Annotated in this window: 18 protein-coding genes and 1 pseudogene; 10 read left to right on the top strand and 9 right to left on the bottom strand. The window is 63.7% G+C overall.

Annotation, left to right across the window (positions count from 1 at the left end; genetic code table 11):
• Positions 1–83: 83 nt before the first annotated feature.
• Together J3485_RS15685 and J3485_RS15680 are read left to right on the top strand one after the other, a co-directional pair.
• The gene (locus tag J3485_RS15685; protein WP_206954240.1) at positions 84–1,721 is read left to right on the top strand and encodes a gamma-glutamyltransferase family protein; all 1,638 of its coding nucleotides are present in this window, start codon (positions 84–86) and stop codon (positions 1,719–1,721) included.
• A 230-nt stretch (positions 1,722–1,951) separates the two neighbouring features.
• A pseudogene (locus tag J3485_RS15680) lies at positions 1,952–2,215 on the top strand (contractile injection system protein, VgrG/Pvc8 family); the annotation flags it as partial.
• 120 nt (positions 2,216–2,335) lie between these two features.
• Here the strand turns inward: J3485_RS15680 and J3485_RS15675 are convergent.
• A complete protein-coding gene (locus J3485_RS15675) occupies positions 2,336–2,494 on the bottom strand; it encodes a hypothetical protein (RefSeq protein ID WP_206954238.1) in 159 nt (52 codons plus the stop codon).
• A 274-nt stretch (positions 2,495–2,768) separates the two neighbouring features.
• On the opposite strand from J3485_RS15675, the gene J3485_RS15670 reads away from it, so the two are divergent.
• Together J3485_RS15670 and J3485_RS15665 are read left to right on the top strand one after the other, a co-directional pair.
• Complete coding sequence (locus tag J3485_RS15670; protein ID WP_374192443.1) at positions 2,769–3,572, top strand: ferritin-like domain-containing protein; 804 nt, start codon at positions 2,769–2,771, stop codon at positions 3,570–3,572.
• A complete protein-coding gene (locus J3485_RS15665; RefSeq protein WP_206954227.1) occupies positions 3,556–4,167 on the top strand; it encodes a hypothetical protein in 612 nt (203 codons plus the stop codon). The genes J3485_RS15670 and J3485_RS15665 overlap by 17 nt, the downstream gene beginning before the upstream one ends.
• A 152-nt stretch (positions 4,168–4,319) precedes the next feature.
• Here the strand turns inward: J3485_RS15665 and J3485_RS15660 are convergent, their stop codons facing one another.
• The 4 genes from J3485_RS15660 to J3485_RS15645 all read right to left on the bottom strand — a co-directional run bounded on the left by J3485_RS15660 (position 4,320) and on the right by J3485_RS15645 (position 8,792).
• On the bottom strand, positions 4,320–5,969 hold the full coding sequence (locus J3485_RS15660) for a DEAD/DEAH box helicase (protein WP_206954226.1): 1,650 nt from the start codon (positions 5,967–5,969) through the stop codon (positions 4,320–4,322).
• Between the two features lie 194 nt (positions 5,970–6,163).
• A complete protein-coding gene (locus J3485_RS15655) occupies positions 6,164–7,459 on the bottom strand; it encodes a c-type cytochrome (RefSeq protein WP_206954217.1) in 1,296 nt (431 codons plus the stop codon).
• A 20-nt stretch (positions 7,460–7,479) separates the two neighbouring features.
• Positions 7,480–8,211, bottom strand: a complete 732-nt coding sequence (locus tag J3485_RS15650) for a c-type cytochrome (RefSeq protein ID WP_206954215.1) — start codon at positions 8,209–8,211, stop codon at positions 7,480–7,482.
• A 173-nt stretch (positions 8,212–8,384) separates the two neighbouring features.
• Positions 8,385–8,792 carry a hypothetical protein gene (locus J3485_RS15645; protein WP_206954213.1) on the bottom strand — a complete coding sequence of 136 codons (408 nt, stop codon included), beginning with the start codon at positions 8,790–8,792 and terminating at the stop codon, positions 8,385–8,387.
• Between J3485_RS15645 and J3485_RS15640 the strand changes: the two genes are divergently transcribed.
• Positions 8,743–9,660, top strand: coding sequence for a CopD family protein (locus J3485_RS15640; RefSeq protein ID WP_206954211.1), 918 nt, complete (start codon positions 8,743–8,745; stop codon positions 9,658–9,660). The two genes, J3485_RS15645 and J3485_RS15640, sit on opposite strands and share 50 nt — an antisense overlap.
• A 267-nt stretch (positions 9,661–9,927) precedes the next feature.
• On the opposite strand, the gene J3485_RS15635 is transcribed toward J3485_RS15640, so the two are convergent.
• Together J3485_RS15635 and dgoD are read right to left on the bottom strand one after the other, a co-directional pair.
• Complete coding sequence (locus J3485_RS15635; protein ID WP_206954208.1) at positions 9,928–10,230, bottom strand: hypothetical protein; 303 nt, start codon at positions 10,228–10,230, stop codon at positions 9,928–9,930.
• A gap of 336 nt (positions 10,231–10,566) precedes the next feature.
• A complete protein-coding gene (gene dgoD / locus J3485_RS15630; protein ID WP_309477045.1) occupies positions 10,567–11,742 on the bottom strand; it encodes a galactonate dehydratase in 1,176 nt (391 codons plus the stop codon).
• Positions 11,743–12,027: 285 nt separating this feature from the next.
• Here dgoD and J3485_RS15625 point away from each other — a divergent pair, with 285 nt between their 5' ends.
• The 5 genes from J3485_RS15625 (at position 12,028) to J3485_RS15605 (ending at position 15,443) form a co-directional block, all read left to right on the top strand.
• Entirely contained in the window at positions 12,028–12,708 is a 681-nt protein-coding gene (locus J3485_RS15625; RefSeq protein ID WP_206954198.1) for a FadR/GntR family transcriptional regulator, read from the top strand.
• Between the two features lie 43 nt (positions 12,709–12,751).
• Entirely contained in the window at positions 12,752–13,237 is a 486-nt protein-coding gene (locus tag J3485_RS15620) for an RbsD/FucU family protein (protein ID WP_206954196.1), read from the top strand.
• Positions 13,238–13,467: 230 nt separating this feature from the next.
• Entirely contained in the window at positions 13,468–13,836 is a 369-nt protein-coding gene (locus J3485_RS15615; protein ID WP_206954194.1) for a response regulator, read from the top strand.
• Positions 13,829–14,458 (top strand): chemotaxis protein CheC, encoded by a 630-nt coding sequence (locus J3485_RS15610; RefSeq protein ID WP_206954185.1) that lies wholly within the window; start codon positions 13,829–13,831, stop codon positions 14,456–14,458. The genes J3485_RS15615 and J3485_RS15610 overlap by 8 nt, the downstream gene beginning before the upstream one ends.
• Before the next feature lie 31 nt (positions 14,459–14,489).
• On the top strand, positions 14,490–15,443 hold the full coding sequence (locus J3485_RS15605; RefSeq protein ID WP_206954173.1) for a sensor domain-containing diguanylate cyclase: 954 nt from the start codon (positions 14,490–14,492) through the stop codon (positions 15,441–15,443).
• Positions 15,444–15,490: 47 nt separating this feature from the next.
• Here the strand turns inward: J3485_RS15605 and J3485_RS15600 are convergent, their stop codons facing one another.
• A complete protein-coding gene (locus J3485_RS15600) occupies positions 15,491–16,021 on the bottom strand; it encodes a TIGR00645 family protein (protein WP_206954166.1) in 531 nt (176 codons plus the stop codon).
• Positions 16,022–16,144: 123 nt separating this feature from the next.
• Positions 16,145–17,836, bottom strand: a complete 1,692-nt coding sequence (locus J3485_RS15595; RefSeq protein ID WP_206954157.1) for a PQQ-binding-like beta-propeller repeat protein — start codon at positions 17,834–17,836, stop codon at positions 16,145–16,147.
• Positions 17,837–18,645 lie beyond the last annotated feature (809 nt).

The following is an 18,645-nucleotide window of genomic DNA, read 5'->3' as shown; positions in this document are numbered from 1 at the left end:
GACAGTGAAAGTGAGGACATTGTAAGACCTTCACGTATTCTCCTTTTTGCAAAAGAATCGTTTTCAGAGCGAGATTGCGACAAATGAACCGTTTCGACTGGCACAACCCCTATCCCACGCCGCGCCTGCCGGTGTTCGCCCGCAACGTGGTATCGACTTCCCATCCGCTGGCCGCCCAGGCCGGCTTGCGCGCGCTTTGGCAGGGCGGCAATGCCGTCGATGCGACGATCGCGGCGGCGGCCGTTCTGACCGTGGTGGAGCCGGTTTCGTGCGGCCTGGGCGGCGACGCATTCGCGCTCGTCTGGGACGGCGCGACACTGCACGGGCTCAACGCCTCGGGTGTCGCCCCGGCGGCCTGGAGCGTCGACTACTTCACGCAGCGCTACGGCGAAGCCGGCGGCGTAGCGGTGCAACCCAAGCGCGGCTGGGATACGGCCACGGTGCCCGGCGTGATCGCGGGTTGGGAGGCGCTGCATGCCAAGTTCGGCTTGCTGCCGTTCGGCGACCTGATGGCGAGCGCGATCGAGATCGCCGAGCGCGGCTACGCCGTTGCCAGCATCGTCGCGCGAAAGTGGGCCGCGGCGGTGCCCGAGTTGAAGGACCAACCCGGCTTCGCCGATACCTTCATGCCGCACGGGCGCGCGCCGCTCGTGAGCGAACTCGTGCGCCTGCCTGGCCACGCGCGCACGCTGCGGCTGCTGGCGACGCAAGGGCCGCGTGCATTCTATGAAGGCGAGCCGGCTCAGCGCATCGCGACATTCGCGCGCGAGGGCGGCGGCGCGATGACCGCCGCCGATCTGGCCGATTACCGGCCGATGTGGGTCGAGCCGATTGGGAAAGATTACCGCGGCCGTACCGTCCATGAAATTCCACCGAACGGCCAAGGCATCGCGGCGTTGATTGCGCTGGGCATTCTGGAGCGGTTCGACTTGGGTTCGCTCTCGCGCGACGGCATCGACTCGCAGCATCTGCAAATCGAGGCGATGAAGCTCGCGTTCGCCGATGTATATCGCTACGTGGCCGACCCGCGCGCGATGGACGTGACGCCCGAGCAGATGCTCGACGATGCCTATCTGGACTCACGCGCCGCGTTGATCGACCCGAAGCGCGCGACGCAATTCGCGTTCGGCATGCCGCGAGCCGGCGGCACGATCTATCTGACCGCCGCTGACGAGCACGGGATGATGGTGAGCTTCATCCAGTCGAATTACATGGGCTTCGGCTCGGGCGTCGTGGTGCCGGACACCGGCATCGCGCTGCAAAATCGCGGCTGCGGGTTTTCGATGGACCCGCGTTCGCCCAATGTCGTCGCGGGCGGAAAGCGGCCGTTTCACACCATCATTCCGGCATTCGTGACCGAGCGCATCGACGGTCGGCAATTGCCGGTGATGAGTTTTGGCGTCATGGGCGGCGACATGCAGCCGCAGGGGCATCTGCAATCGGTCGTGCGGATGCTCGACTACGGTCAGCAGCCGCAAGCGGCTTGCGATGCGCCGCGTTGGAAGGTCAATCGCGATTTCACGCTCGACATCGAGTCGACGTTCGACGGTGGTGTCGCGCATGCGCTCGAGGCGCGCGGGCATCGGATCAAGGCGATCGACGATCCCTATATGGACTTCGGCTCGGGGCAATACATTTGGAAGCTGTCGCATGACGAGCCGGAGCGCGGGTATGTCGCGGCCAGCGATACGCGGCGCGACGGGCTGGCGGCGGGGTTTTGAAACAACTGCCAAGCTTGCGGCGCTTGCTGGGCGGGGTGGGGCGCGTCACATCGTCGTCTCACAATTTAGGTGAATCGAATTTTGGGTTATTGGCCGATACGATAGCAAGCGGCCCATTCTCTTCGGATAAATCCGAGTTTGGTTGCTGTGTCGTCGTTTGGCGCGTCACGTTCATTCGAATCCATGCCTCATAAAAAGCGGGTTGGCTTTGAACCGAGGAAAAGATCGGCATGGATTTCAATGCGCGTTTCGAGGCGGCATACGCTAGGGGTTCGCAGCGTGGCCGTTTGATTCGACTCGATACGCCGCTGCGACGCGATATGCGCGATTGGCAGGAACAAACGGGCGAGCAAATCGTCGCCGACGTCTTCGATCAGCATCCGCAGGCGCAGGGTGCTTATCGGTTCGATTTGCGCGAAGCGATGCCGCAGTATTCGAATCGCGTGCAATGGGAAGACGATTGGACCTTCGTGCATCGGAGCTTGGAAGAGGCGGCTACTTCGATCCCGATACGAACACGCAGTACGCGTTGTTCGCCTATACGCTGAAGAAAAGGAAGTCATAGGGCGTTCGTTCGTGCTGCTTGGTCCGTGTCTTGCGCTCTTTCTTGTATCTCAGCGACGATGGCCACCGGCTCCAACGCCGGCCTGCCAGGCGAGTTCATCAGGCGAGTTCGACGGCAGCGTCAGGTGTTTGAACCCTTTTTTAAGCCCGCGCTCGTGATCGTGGCTTTGCGTCCCGGTACTCCCCGCACTGTCGTCATTTTCCGTCATTGGAATCAATCGTCTAACACATCGTAATACGGTCGTTGTTCCCGGCTGCACCGCTTTCGGAACTGCGCTCATGCATCGGTGGTCTGTGCACAGTGTGAAAGCACATTCGCGGAACTCCGGCTAAGATCCGGGGGTATAACGTTTAACGACATTCACCGTACCGCATTTCGATATCTGCAACCGGTTTCTGCGCGTGGGTACCCGCCGCGCAACTTGGGAGCGATGCATGCGGTTTTGGGAGCGCAACGTCATGACTATCGACTCCGACCACGTGATGCCTTGGCGCATCGAAGACATCGATCTGACGCGCATCGATCGTCAGCGTGCCGCAGCCAACGAAGATTTGTTGCTGTTGCTGTGCGCGGCGTCGTTCATCGAGAGCGGCACCGATCTCTATACGAGCAACCTCACGGCCTACTTCGACGGCGACCCCGAAGTCTCCGCATGGCTGAACCATGAATGGGAGCCCGAGGAACTGCAGCACGGCCGTGCACTGAAAGCCTACATCGCGTATGTGTGGCCTGAATTCGATTGGGACACGGCGTTTCGCCACTTCTTCGACGAGTATTCGAAAACCTGCTCGATGGAAGAGTTCGAAAAGACCCGCGCGCTCGAGATGGTCGCGCGCTGCGTCGTCGAGACGGGCACTGCCACGCTGTATCGTGCGATCAATGAATGCTCCGACGAGCCCGTCCTCAAGGAACTCACCGATCACATCCGCACCGACGAAGTGCGCCACTACAAGCACTTTTTCAAATACTTCAAGAAGTACAACGTGATCGAAGGCAACGGCCGGCTTGCCGTGCTGGGCGCGCTGATGCGGCGCGTGATGGAAATCAAGAGCGAGGATTCGGAGATTGCGCTGCGTCACGTGTTCGCGATTCGCTATCCCGAGCGCGTGCACGATTCGGCCTATAACCGCGAAAAGGCCGCGCGCATCAGTTCGCTCGTGCGGCGCAATTTGTCCGCCGACATGTGCGTGAAGATGCTGCTCAAGCCGCTCGATATTCCCGCGCGCCTCCAATCCGGTGTGCATTACCCGCTCGCCAAAGTCGCGCAGCATGTCTTCTTCCGGTGAACCGCACGCGGCCCGTGCGCTCGATCAGCGCGCATTCGATGAATGGCCGCCCGCACTGCGAGCGCTGTTCGACGGCACGACGCTCGTAGCGAAGATCGGCTTCACGGCGTCCTTGATCACGCGCGATGCCGGTGGGCATCTGCGCACCTCCCTGCTTGGCATCGGCGAGTTGTACGCGCCCGATGCTCGATCGCTCGCGTTTGCGCTCTGGCCCACTTCGCGTGCCGCGCGCACGCTCAAGGGGGGCCAAGAGCAGGCGGTCCACGCGCCGGCGCTCGACAACGAGCATCGACGCATACGCGCCGCGCTCACGTTCGTGCACGACGGCGCGTTCTATCAAGTGCAGTTGGCGGTCGAACCCATGAGCGAAGGCGGGGAAGCGGCGCGCAGTGGCCTTGCGCTGTTCGTTGCGTCGATCGACGCCGGCGAAGCTCAGGAGGTAGGCTATGCGCGCCTCACGAGCGGCATCGCCTTCGACCTCTCGGGGCAGGCCGGCGAGCAGCAAGCCGTGCTCGATCGTTGGCAGCGGCAGGTCGACGAATTGCGGCAAGTAGCCAACCGACGGCAAGCAGCCGCCCCGCCGGCGAGGGACTGACGGCTGGCGAGGGGCGGGTGGGAGCGGCGAAGGGCTTGACGGCTGGCAGGCCGCAAACGGTCGGCAAGTGCCGATTGCCGCACGGGCTGGCTGCCAGCAGGACGTCGGCAAGCAGCCAAGCGCCTGCTTGCCGCCAAAAGCGGCGCGGCTGATCAGCCGCGCTGAACGTTGCGCGTCGGCGCAGCTTTGCGCGTTTTGCCGCCAAGCAACGCGCCCGGATCGTTTTGCTGGCGCCGACGATCATCTTGGCCGGCCGCCGCATCACTCCCCGCATTACGACGCTGTCCTTCGGTTTTTTCGTGCCCAGCGCCGCGCGCCGGCTGCTGACCTTGCGGCTGTGCGGCGCGCCCTTGCGGCTTGGCTTGGGACTGCGAACGGCCTGGCCCTTGCGACTTGCCCTGCCCCTGCGGCTTACCTTGCCCCTGCGGCCGGCCTTGCGGCTGCGCCGTTTTCGCCTTCTGCCCTTGCGGCTTAGCCGGGCGGTTTCCCTGCTCGTTTTCTTGGCCGCCTTGCCCGTCGCGTCGAGGCGCAGTGGGTCGCGATGCTTGCTGGCCGCCCTGCGGGCGTGCGTTGTGCTTGGGCTGCTCGCTCGTGCGGGGCTGACGGCCCGTATTTCCTCGGCCTCCCCGCTGCTGAATCGGCTCGGGCTTCGCATTCGGATCGGGCTCGAAGCCGGCGATGACTTCCTGCTCGATCGTGCGCTTGATCAACTTCTCGATGTCCTTGAGCAACTGCCGTTCGTCGACGCAGACGAGCGACACCGCCTCACCGCTCGCTCCCGCGCGGCCCGTGCGGCCGATGCGATGCACGTAGTCTTCCGGTACGTTCGGCAGATCGTAGTTGACGACGTGCGGCAACTGATCGATGTCGATGCCGCGCGCGGCGATGTCGGTCGCAACGAGCACTTGCAGCGTGCCGTCCTTGAATTCGGCCAGCGCGCGCGTACGCGCCGATTGGCTCTTGTTGCCGTGGATCGCGAGCGCGCTGACCCCGTCTTTCGTCAGTTGCTCGGCGAGCCGGTTCGCCCCGTGCTTCGTGCGCGTGAAGACGAGCACTTGGAACCACGCGTGCTGGCGAATCAGATGCGTGAGCAACTCGCGCTTGCGGTCGCGATCGACCGGGTGAATCTTTTGTGCGACGAGCTCGGCCGTCGTATTGCGGCGAGCCACCTCGATCAGCGCCGGCGCGTCGAGCAGGCTATCCGCGAGGGCTTTGATCTCGTCGGAGAACGTCGCCGAGAACAGCAGATTCTGCCGTTTTGCGGGCAAACGCGCGAGCACACGCTTGATGTCGTGGATGAAGCCCATGTCCAGCATGCGATCGGCCTCGTCGAGCACGAGGATCTCGAGCTTGGAGACGTCGATCGTCTTTTGCTGCATGTGGTCGAGCAATCGCCCCGGCGTCGCGACGACGATATCGACGCCGCGCTTGAGGGCGTCGATTTGCGGGTTGATGCCCACGCCGCCGAACAACACCGTCGATTTGAGCTTCAGGTACTTGCCGTAGGCACGCACGCTTTCTTCGACTTGGGCTGCGAGCTCGCGCGTCGGCGTCAGGATCAGCGCGCGTACCACGCGTTTGCCGGCTGCGCCGCCCGGTGCGGGCGTGACGCTTAGACGCTGCAGGATCGGCAGCGTGAACCCGGCCGTCTTGCCGGTTCCGGTTTGGGCGCCGGCGAGGAGGTCGCCGCCACCGAGCACGGCGGGGATGGCCTGTTGTTGAATCGGCGTCGGCGACGTATAGCCGAGCTCATTGACGGCTCGCACCAGCGGTTCGGACAAGCCTAGGGAATCGAATGACATAAAGGGTTCTTTGCAATGCGGTGAGGCGGCCGGCGGTGGTCTCGATGCAAGCGCGAGGACGGCTTGCTCGGACTCGGCGTTCGTGGCGCCGGTTGGCCGCGTGAATCCAGGGCGCAACGGATGTGCCTGCGCCTGAAATGAGAAGGGCGCGGCCGCGGTTGCCCGCGTGACCGCGCCCGAGTAGCGTCATGCAATTAATCGAGCGGCGCCGAGCGCAGATCGCTTACTTGCTGCGGCGACACCGGCGTACCGTGGTTGCCCCACGACATCCGGATGTACGTGACGACAGCCGCAACTTCCTCGTTCGACAGCGATTGCGCGAACGGCGGCATGCCGTACGGATGCGGATTGCCTTCCGTGCTCGGCGGATAGCCACCGTTCAGCACCATGCGGATCGGGTTGACCGCCGAGGGCATCTGAATCGACTGGTTGTTCGCGAGCGGCGGGTAGGCCGGCGGTTTGCCGAGGCCGTTGTCGGCGTGGCACTTCGCGCAGTTGTCGCCGAAGATCTTCTTACCCGTTTGCAGCAACTCGTCGCCAAACTTCTCCGACGTTTCGTACTGCATCGTCTCGGGCGCTTCGTGCTTTTGCGGGATCGTCTTCAGGTACGTCGCCATCGAGCGGATGTCTTCGTCCGACATGTACTGCAGGCTGTTGTGGACGACCTCGGCCATCGGACCGAACACGGCGCCGCGCTCGGAGACGCCGTTCTTGAGCAGATCGCCGATGTCCTTGATGTCCCATTCGCCGAGACCGGCTTCCTTATTCGACGTCAGCGACGGCGCATACCAGTTCTGCAACGGGATCAAGCCGCCGGCGAATGCCGACGAATTCACGGGGCCGCCCATCAGATTGATCGACGTATGGCACATCGTGCAGTGGCCGAGGCCTTCGATCAAATACGCGCCGCGGTTCCATTCGACCGATTTCGTCGGATCGTCCTTGTACGTGCCTTCACGGAAGAACAGCGTACGCCAGCCGATCAACAGATTGCGGTTGTTGAACGGGAAGCGCAACTCGTGCGGACGGCTCGGCACGGCCACCGGCGGCACCGAGCGCAGGTAGGCGTAGATCGCGTCCGAATCGGCGCGCGTGACCTTCGTGTAGCTCGCGAACGGGAACGCCGGATAAAGCAGGCTGCCGTCCTTCGACCGGCCCGTGTGGAGCGCGCGGTAGAAGTCGTCGGCCGACCACTTGCCGATACCGTATTGATCGTCGGGCGTGATGTTCGGCGTATAGAGCGTGCCGAACGGCGTGGCCATCGGCAGGCCGCCGGCGAACTGTTGACCGCCGCGCACTGTGTGGCAGGCGATACAGTCGCCGGCGCGCGCGAGATACTCGCCGCGCTTGATCAGCGCGGCTTGATCGGCCGGAGTGGCCGCTTCGGCCGAACCGTTGTGCAGGTTGTCACTGCCCGACCAGAGGACGGGCACGAGCGCGGCGGCGGCAACGACGAGCGCCGATAGAGCGAACAGGGACTTGCGTTTCATAGGTGTGTCTCTCCTCGCGCTTACTGTGGTTCGCTACCGCAGGCAAGCGGAGTCTTCATCGAGCGGGCCGGAGCCGGAACGGGGTTGGACGGGGCGGGTTGCGTCGACAGCCACGCGGCGACTGCCGTCACGTCTTCGTCCGTCAGGCGCGACGCGATTTCGTGCATGCAATCGGGGGCGATCGCGTGGCGCGTGCCCGAACGCCATGCGCCGAGCTGCGCGCTGATGTAATCGCTATGCAAGCCGACGAGGCCCGGGATGGCAGGTTCCATGCCCGTCAGCGCCTTGCCGTGGCAGGCCGCGCAAGCGGGCACGTTCTGCGCCGCGACGCCGTGCAGGACGATTTCCTTGCCGCGCGCGAGCACGTCGTTCGATACCGTGGGCTTGGACGGCGTCGGGTACGGCGGACGCTGCTGCGAGAAGTACGTCGCGATCTGGCGCAGGTAGTCGTCGGAGAGGTACGTGACGAGGTAGTTCATCGGCGGGTACTTGCGCCGGCCCGCGCGGAAGTTCTCGAGCTGGTTGTACAGATATTGGGCCGGCTTGCCCGCGAGGCGCGGGAAGTAGTCGTTATCAGTGCCTTGGCCGTGTGAACCGTGGCAGGCCGTGCAGCCTTGCACGCGCTGCTCCATCGTGTCGGGGGCTTTGGGCTGACTCTGAGCTTGTGCTGCGCTGTAAGCACCGGCACCGCCAATCAAGAGAAGGGCGAGTAGCGGGCGGAAAATGCGTCTGGAAGACACGCGTAACTCCATCGTTATTCGGGGACCTACCGGGCTACGATCGGCTCGGTATGGCTCTGCGGCTTGATATGGGTGGTTCGATGCGCGATGTTGCAGCGGTCGTCGCGGCAGGCAAGCCGTCGGCCAGGCGCTCGAGCAGGCCGGGCGCTGCGACGCAGCATTCTATCATCGATGGGGGGCATCGGCTATTTGCCGGAAGCGCCGTGAACCGGTCGAGACACGACGACGCGACAATTTGCCGCGTGTAACGGCGTCGCGGCGCGCGTTTCGCGGTCGCGGCGCTCTCGCGCATCGGTGTCTCCTTTTTGCACATCGACGGTGGCCGATGGGCGTTCGACACCTTCGCGCGCGGCGTTCTTCGCACGTACACTCTCGCCTGCGGCGCTCGCGCGCAAAGCCCCGCCGCCCATGGTTGCACCGGCACGGCCGTCGTGCATTTCAACGTCCTTTCGATTTTCTTCCAATGACGTTTCTTTTTGCGCTTCACCGCCGCGCGCGCGGCATGCGGCTTCCTCGTTTCCCATCGCACGGGTCGAGAGGCCAATGAACATGACGGGACTCTCGGTGGGACAGGTCGCGCTCGCGGCGCTCATGAACATCACGTATGCCTTCGCGATCGGCTCGACGCTGCTCGAACGCTGGCTCGCGTTCGAGGGCCAGTTCGCACGGCTCGCCTGGCAGCGCGCACGCGCGTCGCTCGTCGCGGCATCCTTCGCGCTCGTGCTGTCGGACGTGCTCTGGCTTCTGTATCAGTCCGCGTCGATGAGCGGCCTTTCGCTCGTGCGCGCGATCCCGGAGATACCGATCGTGCTCGGCCAGACCCAGGTCGGCCATGCGTGGTGCGTCGCGTTCGGCGGCGCAATTCTCATGTTGGCGACGGCGCTGGCGAGTCGCGGCGGCCGCGCCGGTCAGGCCGTGTTTTGGCTGGCCGCGCTCGTCGTCGCGCTCGGGAAAGCGTCGATCGGGCACGCGGCCGACGCGGGCCCGTGGTCGATTGCCGTTGCGGTGCAGGCGCTGCACGTTCTATCGACGGGCCTCTGGGGCGGCGTCGTTCTCGCCGGTGGGCTCTCGGTGCTGCCGACACTCGACACGTCGACGACACGCGGCGTGCTGATCCGCATCGCCGGGCGCGTGTCTTACGTGGCGGCGCTGGCGTTGGTGGTCGTCGTCGCGACGGGGCTGTTCAACGCGCAGCGTGGGCTCGGCGGTTCGCTGGCGCCGCTCTCGGGCAGCGGGTGGGGGCACGTGCTCACGCTCAAGGGCGCGCTCGTGCTGCTCGCCGTGCTGCTCGGCGCGTTGAACCGAACGTTGGCCCTGCCGCGGCTGCGCCGGACGGCATCGACCACGGATGCTCACACGTTCAACAACGTGCTGCATTTGGAGGCGCTCGTGATGATCGGCATCTTCATCGTTGCGGCCGTGCTTGCGCACATGGCGCCCGGCTCGATGCCGTCCCATTGAGCCGGCCGCGCGCACTGCGCGTGCGATCGCGATCTTGCGCGCGGCGGCCGACGCCTGACGTTTTCGTCCGCGATGTCTCACTAACGAGACGAGGACGGCCGCGAGCCCGTGCGCACGTTGCCGCGCCTAGCGGCGAACGCGCCGGCGAGCCGCGAGGCGCGGCGCGACTGCGCCGTGCGCTGCGAACGACGCCCGTCGCGGGCCTGGGCGCGGGCGCTCGGCGGCGCGGGGTGCGGCGCGAGTAAGCAGGCGCCGGATCGGGTGCGGTTATTCATAGCCGAGCCTGTGACTGAGGATGGGTGAGAGAAACAGCGCGAGGGCCGCGCCGATGATCTTGCCTTCCAGCTCGGCCGACGGCGCATGGACGACGTAAGTGTGCGAGAGCACGTCCACGAGCTGCGGCGCGCAGTAGAGCGCGGCAACGCCGATCGCGCATTTCTCGACGACGGCGATCGGCCAACCGCGGCTGAGCGCGGTGGCGGCCGCCAGCACGCGCAATACGCTGAACACGACGAGCGCGCCCACGGCTGCTTGCTCGCGGATCAAATAGTCCGGTAGGAATTCCCCCATGGCCCGCTCTCCCTGACGTTGTCGTTTTGTGGGAGCAGGAATGCAAGGAGTGGGCCAATGCAGGGGCATGCGTCGCGCCGGCACGGTGGCGCGCTTATGCGACAAGCCTTTCGGCATCCCTGTCGGGTGCGGCCAAGCGAATGAAATGCGGGGTGGGGCGTGCCGTCCGCAAAAAGTGTTGCGTCCGTGAACGATGGCGTGTTGTGGCGTGCGGCGCTAAAGCGCGACGATGGCGGCCGCAGTGTCGGGATGAGCGAGGGGCGAGCGCCGACGCGGCCGCATGCCCCTCGCGTGCAAGCGCAAGCGCGACTGTGAGGCCGCGCTTGCCTGCTGCTGCTACCACTCGGCGACGCTGCCGTCGGCGTGTCGCCAGACCGGATTGCGCCAGCGATGGCCGACCTTCGCCATCTCGCGCACCTTCGCTTCGTCGACGTCGATGCCGAGTCCGGGGCCCTGCGGGATCGCGACGAAGCCACCGTCGTACTTGAAGACTTCGGGGTTGTGCAGGTAGTCGAGCAGGTCGTTGCCTTGGTTGTAGTGAATCCCGAGGCTTTGCTCCTGGATGAACGCGTTGTAGCTGACCGCGTCGAGCTGCAGGCATGCCGCGAGCGCGATCGGCCCGAGCGGGCAGTGCAGCGCGAGGCCGACGTCGTAGGCTTCGGCCATCGACGCGATCTTGCGGCATTCGGTAATGCCGCCCGCGTGCGAGGCGTCGGGCTGGATGATGTCGACGTAGCCGCCCGCGAGGATCGATTTGAAGTCCCAGCGCGAGTAGAGCCGCTCGCCGAGCGCGATCGGCGTATTCGTTTGATTCACGATGTCGCGCAGCGCTTCGACGTTTTCCGACAGCACGGGCTCTTCGATGAAGAGCAGCTTGTACGGATCGAGTTCTTTGGCGAGTACTTTCGCCATCGGCTTGTGGATGCGCCCGTGAAAATCGACGCCGATGCCCACGTGCGGGCCCACCGCTTCACGCACCGCGGCGACGTTCGCGATCACCTGCTCGACCTTGTCGTAGGTATCGACGATCTGGACTTCCTCGGAGCCGTTCATCTTGAGCGCCTTGAAGCCGCGTTCGACGACGGCACGCGCGTTGTCGGCGACGTCGTGCGGGCGATCGCCGCCGATCCACGAGTAGACCTTGATGCGATCGCGCACGGCCCCGCCGAGCAGCGCATGCACGGGCACGCCGTGATGTTTGCCGAGAATGTCCCACAGCGCTTGATCGATGCCGGCGATCGCGCTCATGAGAATCGGGCCGCCCCGATAAAAGCCTGCGCGATACATGACCTGCCAGTGGTCTTCGATGTGGCGCGGGTCTTTGCCGACGAGATAGTCGGCCAATTCGTGCACGGCGGCCTCGACCGTCTGCGCGCGACCTTCGATGACGGGTTCGCCCCAGCCGACGATGCCTTCGTCCGTCTCGATCTTCACGAACAGCCATCGGGGCGGGACGACGAACGTCTCGAGCTTCGTGATCTTCATGGGCGCAATCTCCTTCTTGTCAACGATAACAGCCGCGCGACGACGGCGGCCAGGGACGCAGCGAGAGCGCCCAAATCGAATCGTACATCAAAATTCAATGTAGTACTATTAATAGTATTTAATGAGGGTGAAACACTTTGTTATTCAGGGGATGGGGCACGAGCGCTTGCGCTTTGCTCGGCGGCCGCGATAATCGGCACAGGGGAGGCGGCGCGGCGCTGGCCGTTTCACCCGCATGCCGTCGCGCCGCCGTGCCGCGTGGGCCGAACGCTCGCCGCGGGTGGCCGCCGGTCAATACAATCAGGGAGAACGATGATTCAACGCGATCTGCACGGACGCGTCGCCTACATGCTGGCGACGGCCATCTTGCGCGGCGATTACGCGCCCGGCGCTTTGTTGCCGCGCGAGGCGGAGTTGATGCAGGCGTTCGGCGTGAGCCGCACGGTCTTGCGCGAGGCGCTTCGGACCTTGACGTCGAAAGGGCTCGTGGAATCGCGGCCGAAGGTGGGCACGCGGGTCAGGCGCCGCAGCGCATGGAATCTGCTCGATGCCGACTTGCTCGAGTGGTATTCGCAAGTCGCGCCGCCGCTCGCGTTTGCGTTGAAGCTGCAAGAGGTGCGCGAGATGGTCGAGCCGTACGCGGCGGAACTGGCCGCGCGCGCGCATACGCCGGAAACGATCGATGGGCTCGAGCGTGCCCATGCGGCCATGGTGGCGGCACGCAACGTCGACGAGTGGGTGCGCGCCGATCTGCACTTCCACCTGGGCATACTGGCTGCGTGCAGCAACGAACTGTTGATGCCGCTCGGGCCGTTGATCGAGCGCACGCTCGAAGCGCAGTTGCTGCTCAACGCCAAGCGCGCCGACGTCTTCAACGCCGCGTTGAACCAGCATACGGCCGTTTATGATGCGATCCGCACGCGGCGGTCCGAAGCGGCACGCACGGCCATGGCAGAGCTGCTCGGCGTCACGCGCAAGCGCATCGAGGCGTAGGCGCAGCCGCAACGAAACGAAGCAACGAAACCGAGGAGACATTGTGCTGAAACATCTCGACCCGCTTCTGAACGCAGACGTACTGCATGCGCTGCGCGCAATGGGCCATGGCGACGAACTCGTGATTTGCGACGCCAACTTCCCGGCCGATTCGGTTGCGCGCGCAACCATCGTGGGCAAGCCGCTGCGCATCGACGGGGTGGATTCGGCGAGAGCCGTACGCGCCGTGCTGTCCGTGCTGCCGCTCGACACGTATGTCGAGTCGCCCGCGATGCGCATGGAGGTTGTCGGCGATCCATACACGCTGCCGGTCGTGCAGCGCGAAGCGCAAGCCGAAGTCGATCGGGCCGAAACGCGCAAAGTGTTGTTCGCGCCGATCGAACGCCACGCTTTCTATGCGCGAGCGCGCAAAGCCTATTGCGTGATCGTGACGGGCGAAACGCGCGGCTACGGCTGCTTCATTTTTGCCAAGGGTGTCATCTTGTCCCCCGACGCGCCGCTGGATACGTCCGGGAAAGCCGACGCGTAACTCAAAGGCCTGCTCCCGACGTTCGAGTGCGATCCCTCGCGTGTAACTAGAGGTGTGGCCCTAAAAATGAATCGCCTCTAAAACCAGTGCGCAAACGGCCCATTTCCGAAAACAAACGTTTCCGCTAACGTTTGCGCATTTGTAAACGTTTTCTCCGTTCGGGTTTATAAGTACTTCAGATCGACCGCGCTCGGCCGTTATATCAGGCGTGGTTACGAAGGAAACCGAATATGGGATTGCCTGTACTAGTCGTGGACGATTCGACGCTCGCCCGCCGACTGCTGATCAATGCTTTGCCCGAGGCGTGGGACGTCGAAATTACGCAGGCGACCAACGGTGCCGACGCACTGACAGCCTACCGCGAGGGTCGGGCCTCGGTGATGTTCCTCGACCTGACGATGCCCGGCATGACGGGTTTCGACGTGCTCGAGGCCGTACGGGCGGAAGGACTCGACAGCTTCATCATCGTCGTGTCAGCCGATATTCAACCCGAAGCGAAAGCGCGCGTGAAGGCGCTCGGTGCCGTCGCTTTCATCGACAAGCCGATTTCGGGTGCGAAACTCTTGCCTGTCCTGAAAGAGTACGGATTGTATGAGTGAGCCCATTCTCACCGAAGATCATCGGGACGCGCTGCAAGAGATCGCGAACATTGGCATGGGCCAAGCGGGCGCGCGACTTGCCGCGCTGCTGGGACGCTTCGTGCATCTGTCGGTGCCGCGCATACGGATGGTCGACACCGATACGCTGCCCTCGGCCGTGCGCGACATGCTCGATTTCACCGAGCCCGTGACGGCGCTGCGCCAAAGCTTTCGGTGCGAGATCGCCGGCGAGGCGATTTCGCTGTTCGACAGCCGCAGCGCCGCGCATATGAAGTTCGTGTTCCGCTCGGAAGAGATGCACGCCGAAGAGAGCGACGAAGAGATGTCGGATGCCGAAGTGCTGTCCGACGTCGCGAACCTGATCGCGGGGGCCTGCTTGACGGGGCTTTTCGAGCAACTCGGGCAACTGCCGACCTTTACGCCGCCCCGCTTGATGGGCGTGCAACTCGATCTCGAAGACGTCTTGCATCCGGCCAAGCTGCCGTGGGATCGAGCGCTACTGCTCGAAGTCAACTTGCAGACCGAAGACGGCGTGTTCGGCTCGCACCTGCTGACGCTGATGACGGCCAAGGCCGTGCAGTCGCTCGTGGCGGCGCTCGACGGCTTTCTGGCCAATCTCTGATTGCTGATTTTTGGGTTTATCGAAGCCGCAGATGGACATCCCTGGCACCGCTCGCCTGAGCGAACTCGCGTTGGAGCGCGTCGGGCTCGGTATCTTCGCCGTGGATCGCGAGTACCGCATCGTTCTGTGGAACCGCTTCATGGACGAGCATAGCGGCCTGCCGGCCGCGCAAGCCATCGGGCGCAGCTTCTTCGATTGCTTTCCCGACTTGCCGCGCGCCTGGCTCAAGCGCAAGTTCGATACCGTCTTTCTGCTGCACAGCGGCTCGTTTTCGTCATGGCAGCATCGTCCGTGGCTGCTGCCGTTCGAGCACGATTGCCCCATCACGGGCTCGCTCGATCTCATGCAGCAGGATTGCTCGTTCATGCCGTTGATCGAAAACGGCGAAGTCGTCGCCGTCTGCGTGACGATCGCTGACGTGACCGAGCTTGCCGTCGCATGGAAGGAGCGCGAGACCGCGCTCGATGCATTGCGCGATTCGTCGGAGCGAGACGCGTTGACCGGGCTTTACAACCGCCGCCACGTCGATCGCCGTCTGCAGGCCGAATACAACAGTTGGACGCGCCATCGCGATTCGTTCGCGGTGCTGCTGTTCGACATCGACCACTTCAAGCGCATCAACGATACCTACGGCCATCCGACCGGAGACGCGGTGCTGCGCAACATCGCCGCGACGGTATCGCCGCAACTGCGCAACAGCGACATCCTCGGCCGCTACGGCGGTGAAGAGTTCATGGTGATCCTGCCGCATTGCGACGGAGCAGGCGCCGCCGTCGTGGCCGAAAAAATTCGCTACGCGATCGAGAACGATCCGCTCGAAGTGGCTTCGGGCCCTTTGAGGGTGACGGTGAGCGTGGGCGGCTGCGCGGCCGCCGACGGACTGACGGGCGTCGCCGCGCTCGTGGCCGATGCGGACCAGGCGCTTTATGACGCCAAGCACGCCGGCCGCAATCAAGTGTGTATCGTGCCCGCGCACCAAGCCTGATCGGATGCCGCGGCGAAGGAGGCCCGCGGCCGCCCGCTATCTCTATCTCAATGACTCTCCGAGCGCGCCGCGATCCAATCCATCGCCGCGAACAGCACGCCCGATACGATGAACGTCAAATGCAAGAGGACGAGCCAGCGAATGCGTGTTTCGTCGAGCGGTTGATCTTGCTCCGTGAGGCTCATGAACGCGCGCAGCAACGAGATGGCCGAAATCGCGACGATCGAGCCGATCAGCTTCATCTTCAATCCCGAGAAATCGAGCGTGCCCATCCAACTCGGGCGGTCTTCGCTGTCGCCGGTATCGATCTTCGAAATGAAGTTTTCGTAACCTGAAAAAATTACGATGACGACGAGATTGGCCGCGAGCGAAAGGTCGATTAGCGACAGCGTCGCGAGAATGACCTGCTCGGGCCGGGCGTGGAAGGCGCCCGTCAAGGCGTGAACGAGTTCGCTGACGAACGCGATCAGCAACATCACGAGCGAGAAGACGAGGCCGACGTAAAACGGCGCGAGCAGCCAGCGGGATTTGAAGAGGGAGAGCTCGAGCAGTTTTTCCAAGGGCTTGCGTTGGTGCATGGGGCGTTGTTCCTGTTATTGCGCGGGCGTCGATAGTCGATCGCGCATCGCGGCCGTGCCGGACGAAACGGCAATTTTACAGTTTCCTTTCCGTTTGGCGCGAATCGGTCGAGACACGCTGCTTCACTGCAATAGTCCGAACACGGCCACGCCGTTCGTCGCGCCGACATAGACATGCCCATGCGCAATCATCGGCGTGATGAATTTATTCCCCGGGCCGAACCGATCTCTCGATCCCGATTGGTTGCTGTTGTACAGCTCGTGCCCGAGGTCGCTCGCGTCGAAGGCATGCAGCGCACCCACGCGACCATTCTCGGCGGCCCAGACGATCGCGTCGCGGCTCCCGTTCGCCGAGACGCTAGGCGTTGCGCCTGGATAGGGGAATTTGAAGTCGCTCTTCGAGCTTGGCGTTTCGGCGAGCCGGGCCGATGAAATCGGAAACGCCCTGAGGCTGTCGCCCACGGCGCCGTAGTAGACGACGTTGCCGTAATAAGCCGGCATGCTGTACACACCGCCGACCAATTGCCCGTCGACCTCCTGCCAAACCGCATTGCGCGTGCGATTGAACTTGCCCATCGCGTCGCGATCGAGCACGAAGATTTTCGAATTCTTGCCGGCTCCGACGACGAGATGCCGCACGTTGCCGTTCGCGTCCTCGAGGTCGGGCAAAAGCAATGCGCCACCGGAGCCGAGATCGATGTCCTCGTCCGAATCGGAAACGGTATTGAATTGCGCGAAATAGTCTGCGACCGCGAGTTTGGGCGAAATCGCGAGTTTGAGAAACGCATTGCCGAAGTCGCCGCGCGACGGAAAACCTTGCGTGTTCAGCGTCGTGTCGAAGGTCCCATTGGCATCGAGAAAATACAGCGCACTGCCGTCCGATGCCATGCCCGCGCCGCTCATCCAAACGGTGCCTTCGCTGCCGTTCGGCGTGAGGTTGAGTACGCTCGTTTGCGCGAGCGTGTCGGCGCTGTAGGCCATGACCCAGCCGCCGTATGGGTCGTGGTCGCAGTGAGACGTCCAAGCGAGATAGAGGTTGCCGCCGACGAGCGTCAACGCTTGCCGCTCGGCATATTGCTTCGGATCGAATACGGTGACGCCGTGCTTGCTGTTGGCGCCGCGGCCGGGATAGGTGGCGGCGATCTCCTTCGGGCCGCCGAGCGTTTCGTCACCCGTCGACAGATCGAGGGCATGCAAACGCTGGTGATACGCACCGTGTTTGTCCTTGCTCATCGCCACCGCGTAGATCACGCCGTGCTCGCCGCGCGAACGATCGATGACGGGGGTCGACGTGATGCCGATTTCCGGTGTGATTTGGGTGCAGCGGCGATTGTCGCTCGTCCTTTCGCCGGGGCCGAGCAGCGAGCGCTGCCAAAGTTTCGTGTGGGTATCGGCGTCGAACGCGTAGAGGCTGCCGTGTTCGGTCGCGACGTAGACGATGTTGTGCATGTCAGGCGTCGCGTCGTTCGTTGCACCATTCATCGTGCCGCCTATCGTGCCACCTATCGGGACGCCGCTGACATAAAGCGGTTGCGCATCGACTTTGCCGTCGACGGCAAGGAACGCTACTTTGCCGAAGTGGGCGGCGTCGACGTTGGCGGGCGTGAGCGTCGTCTCCGCCAAGTATTGACCGGTGCGGGCGAGGTCGTTGTGATAGGTCAGCACATCGGTGGGCGACGCGCCGTTGCCGGCCGCCGCCGCGGCCGACGAGGCGTATTCCGCCGCGCAGAACACAGTGATCGCTGCGGCGGCGGATGCGAATCGAAATCGCCGAAAGCGCTTCGTCGCGGGCATCGAGTAGGGCTTGTCGTCCATCGGGGCCTCCGGGCGTGCAGGGGCATCGCAGGGAAAGTAATGCTACAACCCGAATACGTGACACAGCTCGTTCGCTGACACTGGAGGCCGCCGAAGCGATAAGTCGACGAGATGTTTCCGCGTAACGGCTGCTTCGTTTTAAAAAGATGTCTTGAGATCACAGTGATGTCGTACGGCCTATGCTTAGGCTAACGCATCGAGCGTGGCCAGTGCGCGTTGGCCGACGGTTCTTGCTCGGATCGATGTGGCGTCGATCGCTGCATGCTCGGGCGGTTGTCGTGCGGGAGATCGTTATTCGAATATCGGGGAGGTGCCGCCATGTTTTCGAATCGATGCCTGAGGCTGTTGTGGGCCGTTGGGATTGTCTTCCTTGTGGCCGCATGCGTGCAGACGGGGCCGCAGGGCTCGCAAGCGGCGCAGACGGTAGCCACTAAGCCTGCCGGTGCGGCTTGCCGCGCATCGGACGGTGTGGTTGCGAATGGCACCGTCGTTTATCACTGCGCGGTGCCGGGGCAAGGCGTGACAGGGTGTCCCCGATATACCTGTCGCAGATGCAACGACGGGACATGGGGCAGCGAGTATTCGTGTCGATTGCAGTGACAGGCGGCGGCTGTGCCGCGCCAGTAGCCTTTTGGGGTCATGTTCTTCTGCGATGGGGTATTGGGATATCGAAATGACCGATGCTAGGGTATTGCTCGATATCTTCTGTTTGCGAGCCTTGCACAAGGCAATATCGCTTGCTATTGTTGCTCGGCATTGAGCCTTTGGAAGTACGTTGACGCAAATCATGCAGCGCCGCGCCGAACCCT

Source organism: Trinickia acidisoli (assembly GCF_017315725.1).
Taxonomy (GTDB): Bacteria; Pseudomonadota; Gammaproteobacteria; order Burkholderiales; family Burkholderiaceae; genus Trinickia; species Trinickia acidisoli.
The sequence above is the reverse complement of the archived record's forward strand: the minus strand, read 5'-3'. Positions and strand labels throughout refer to the sequence as shown.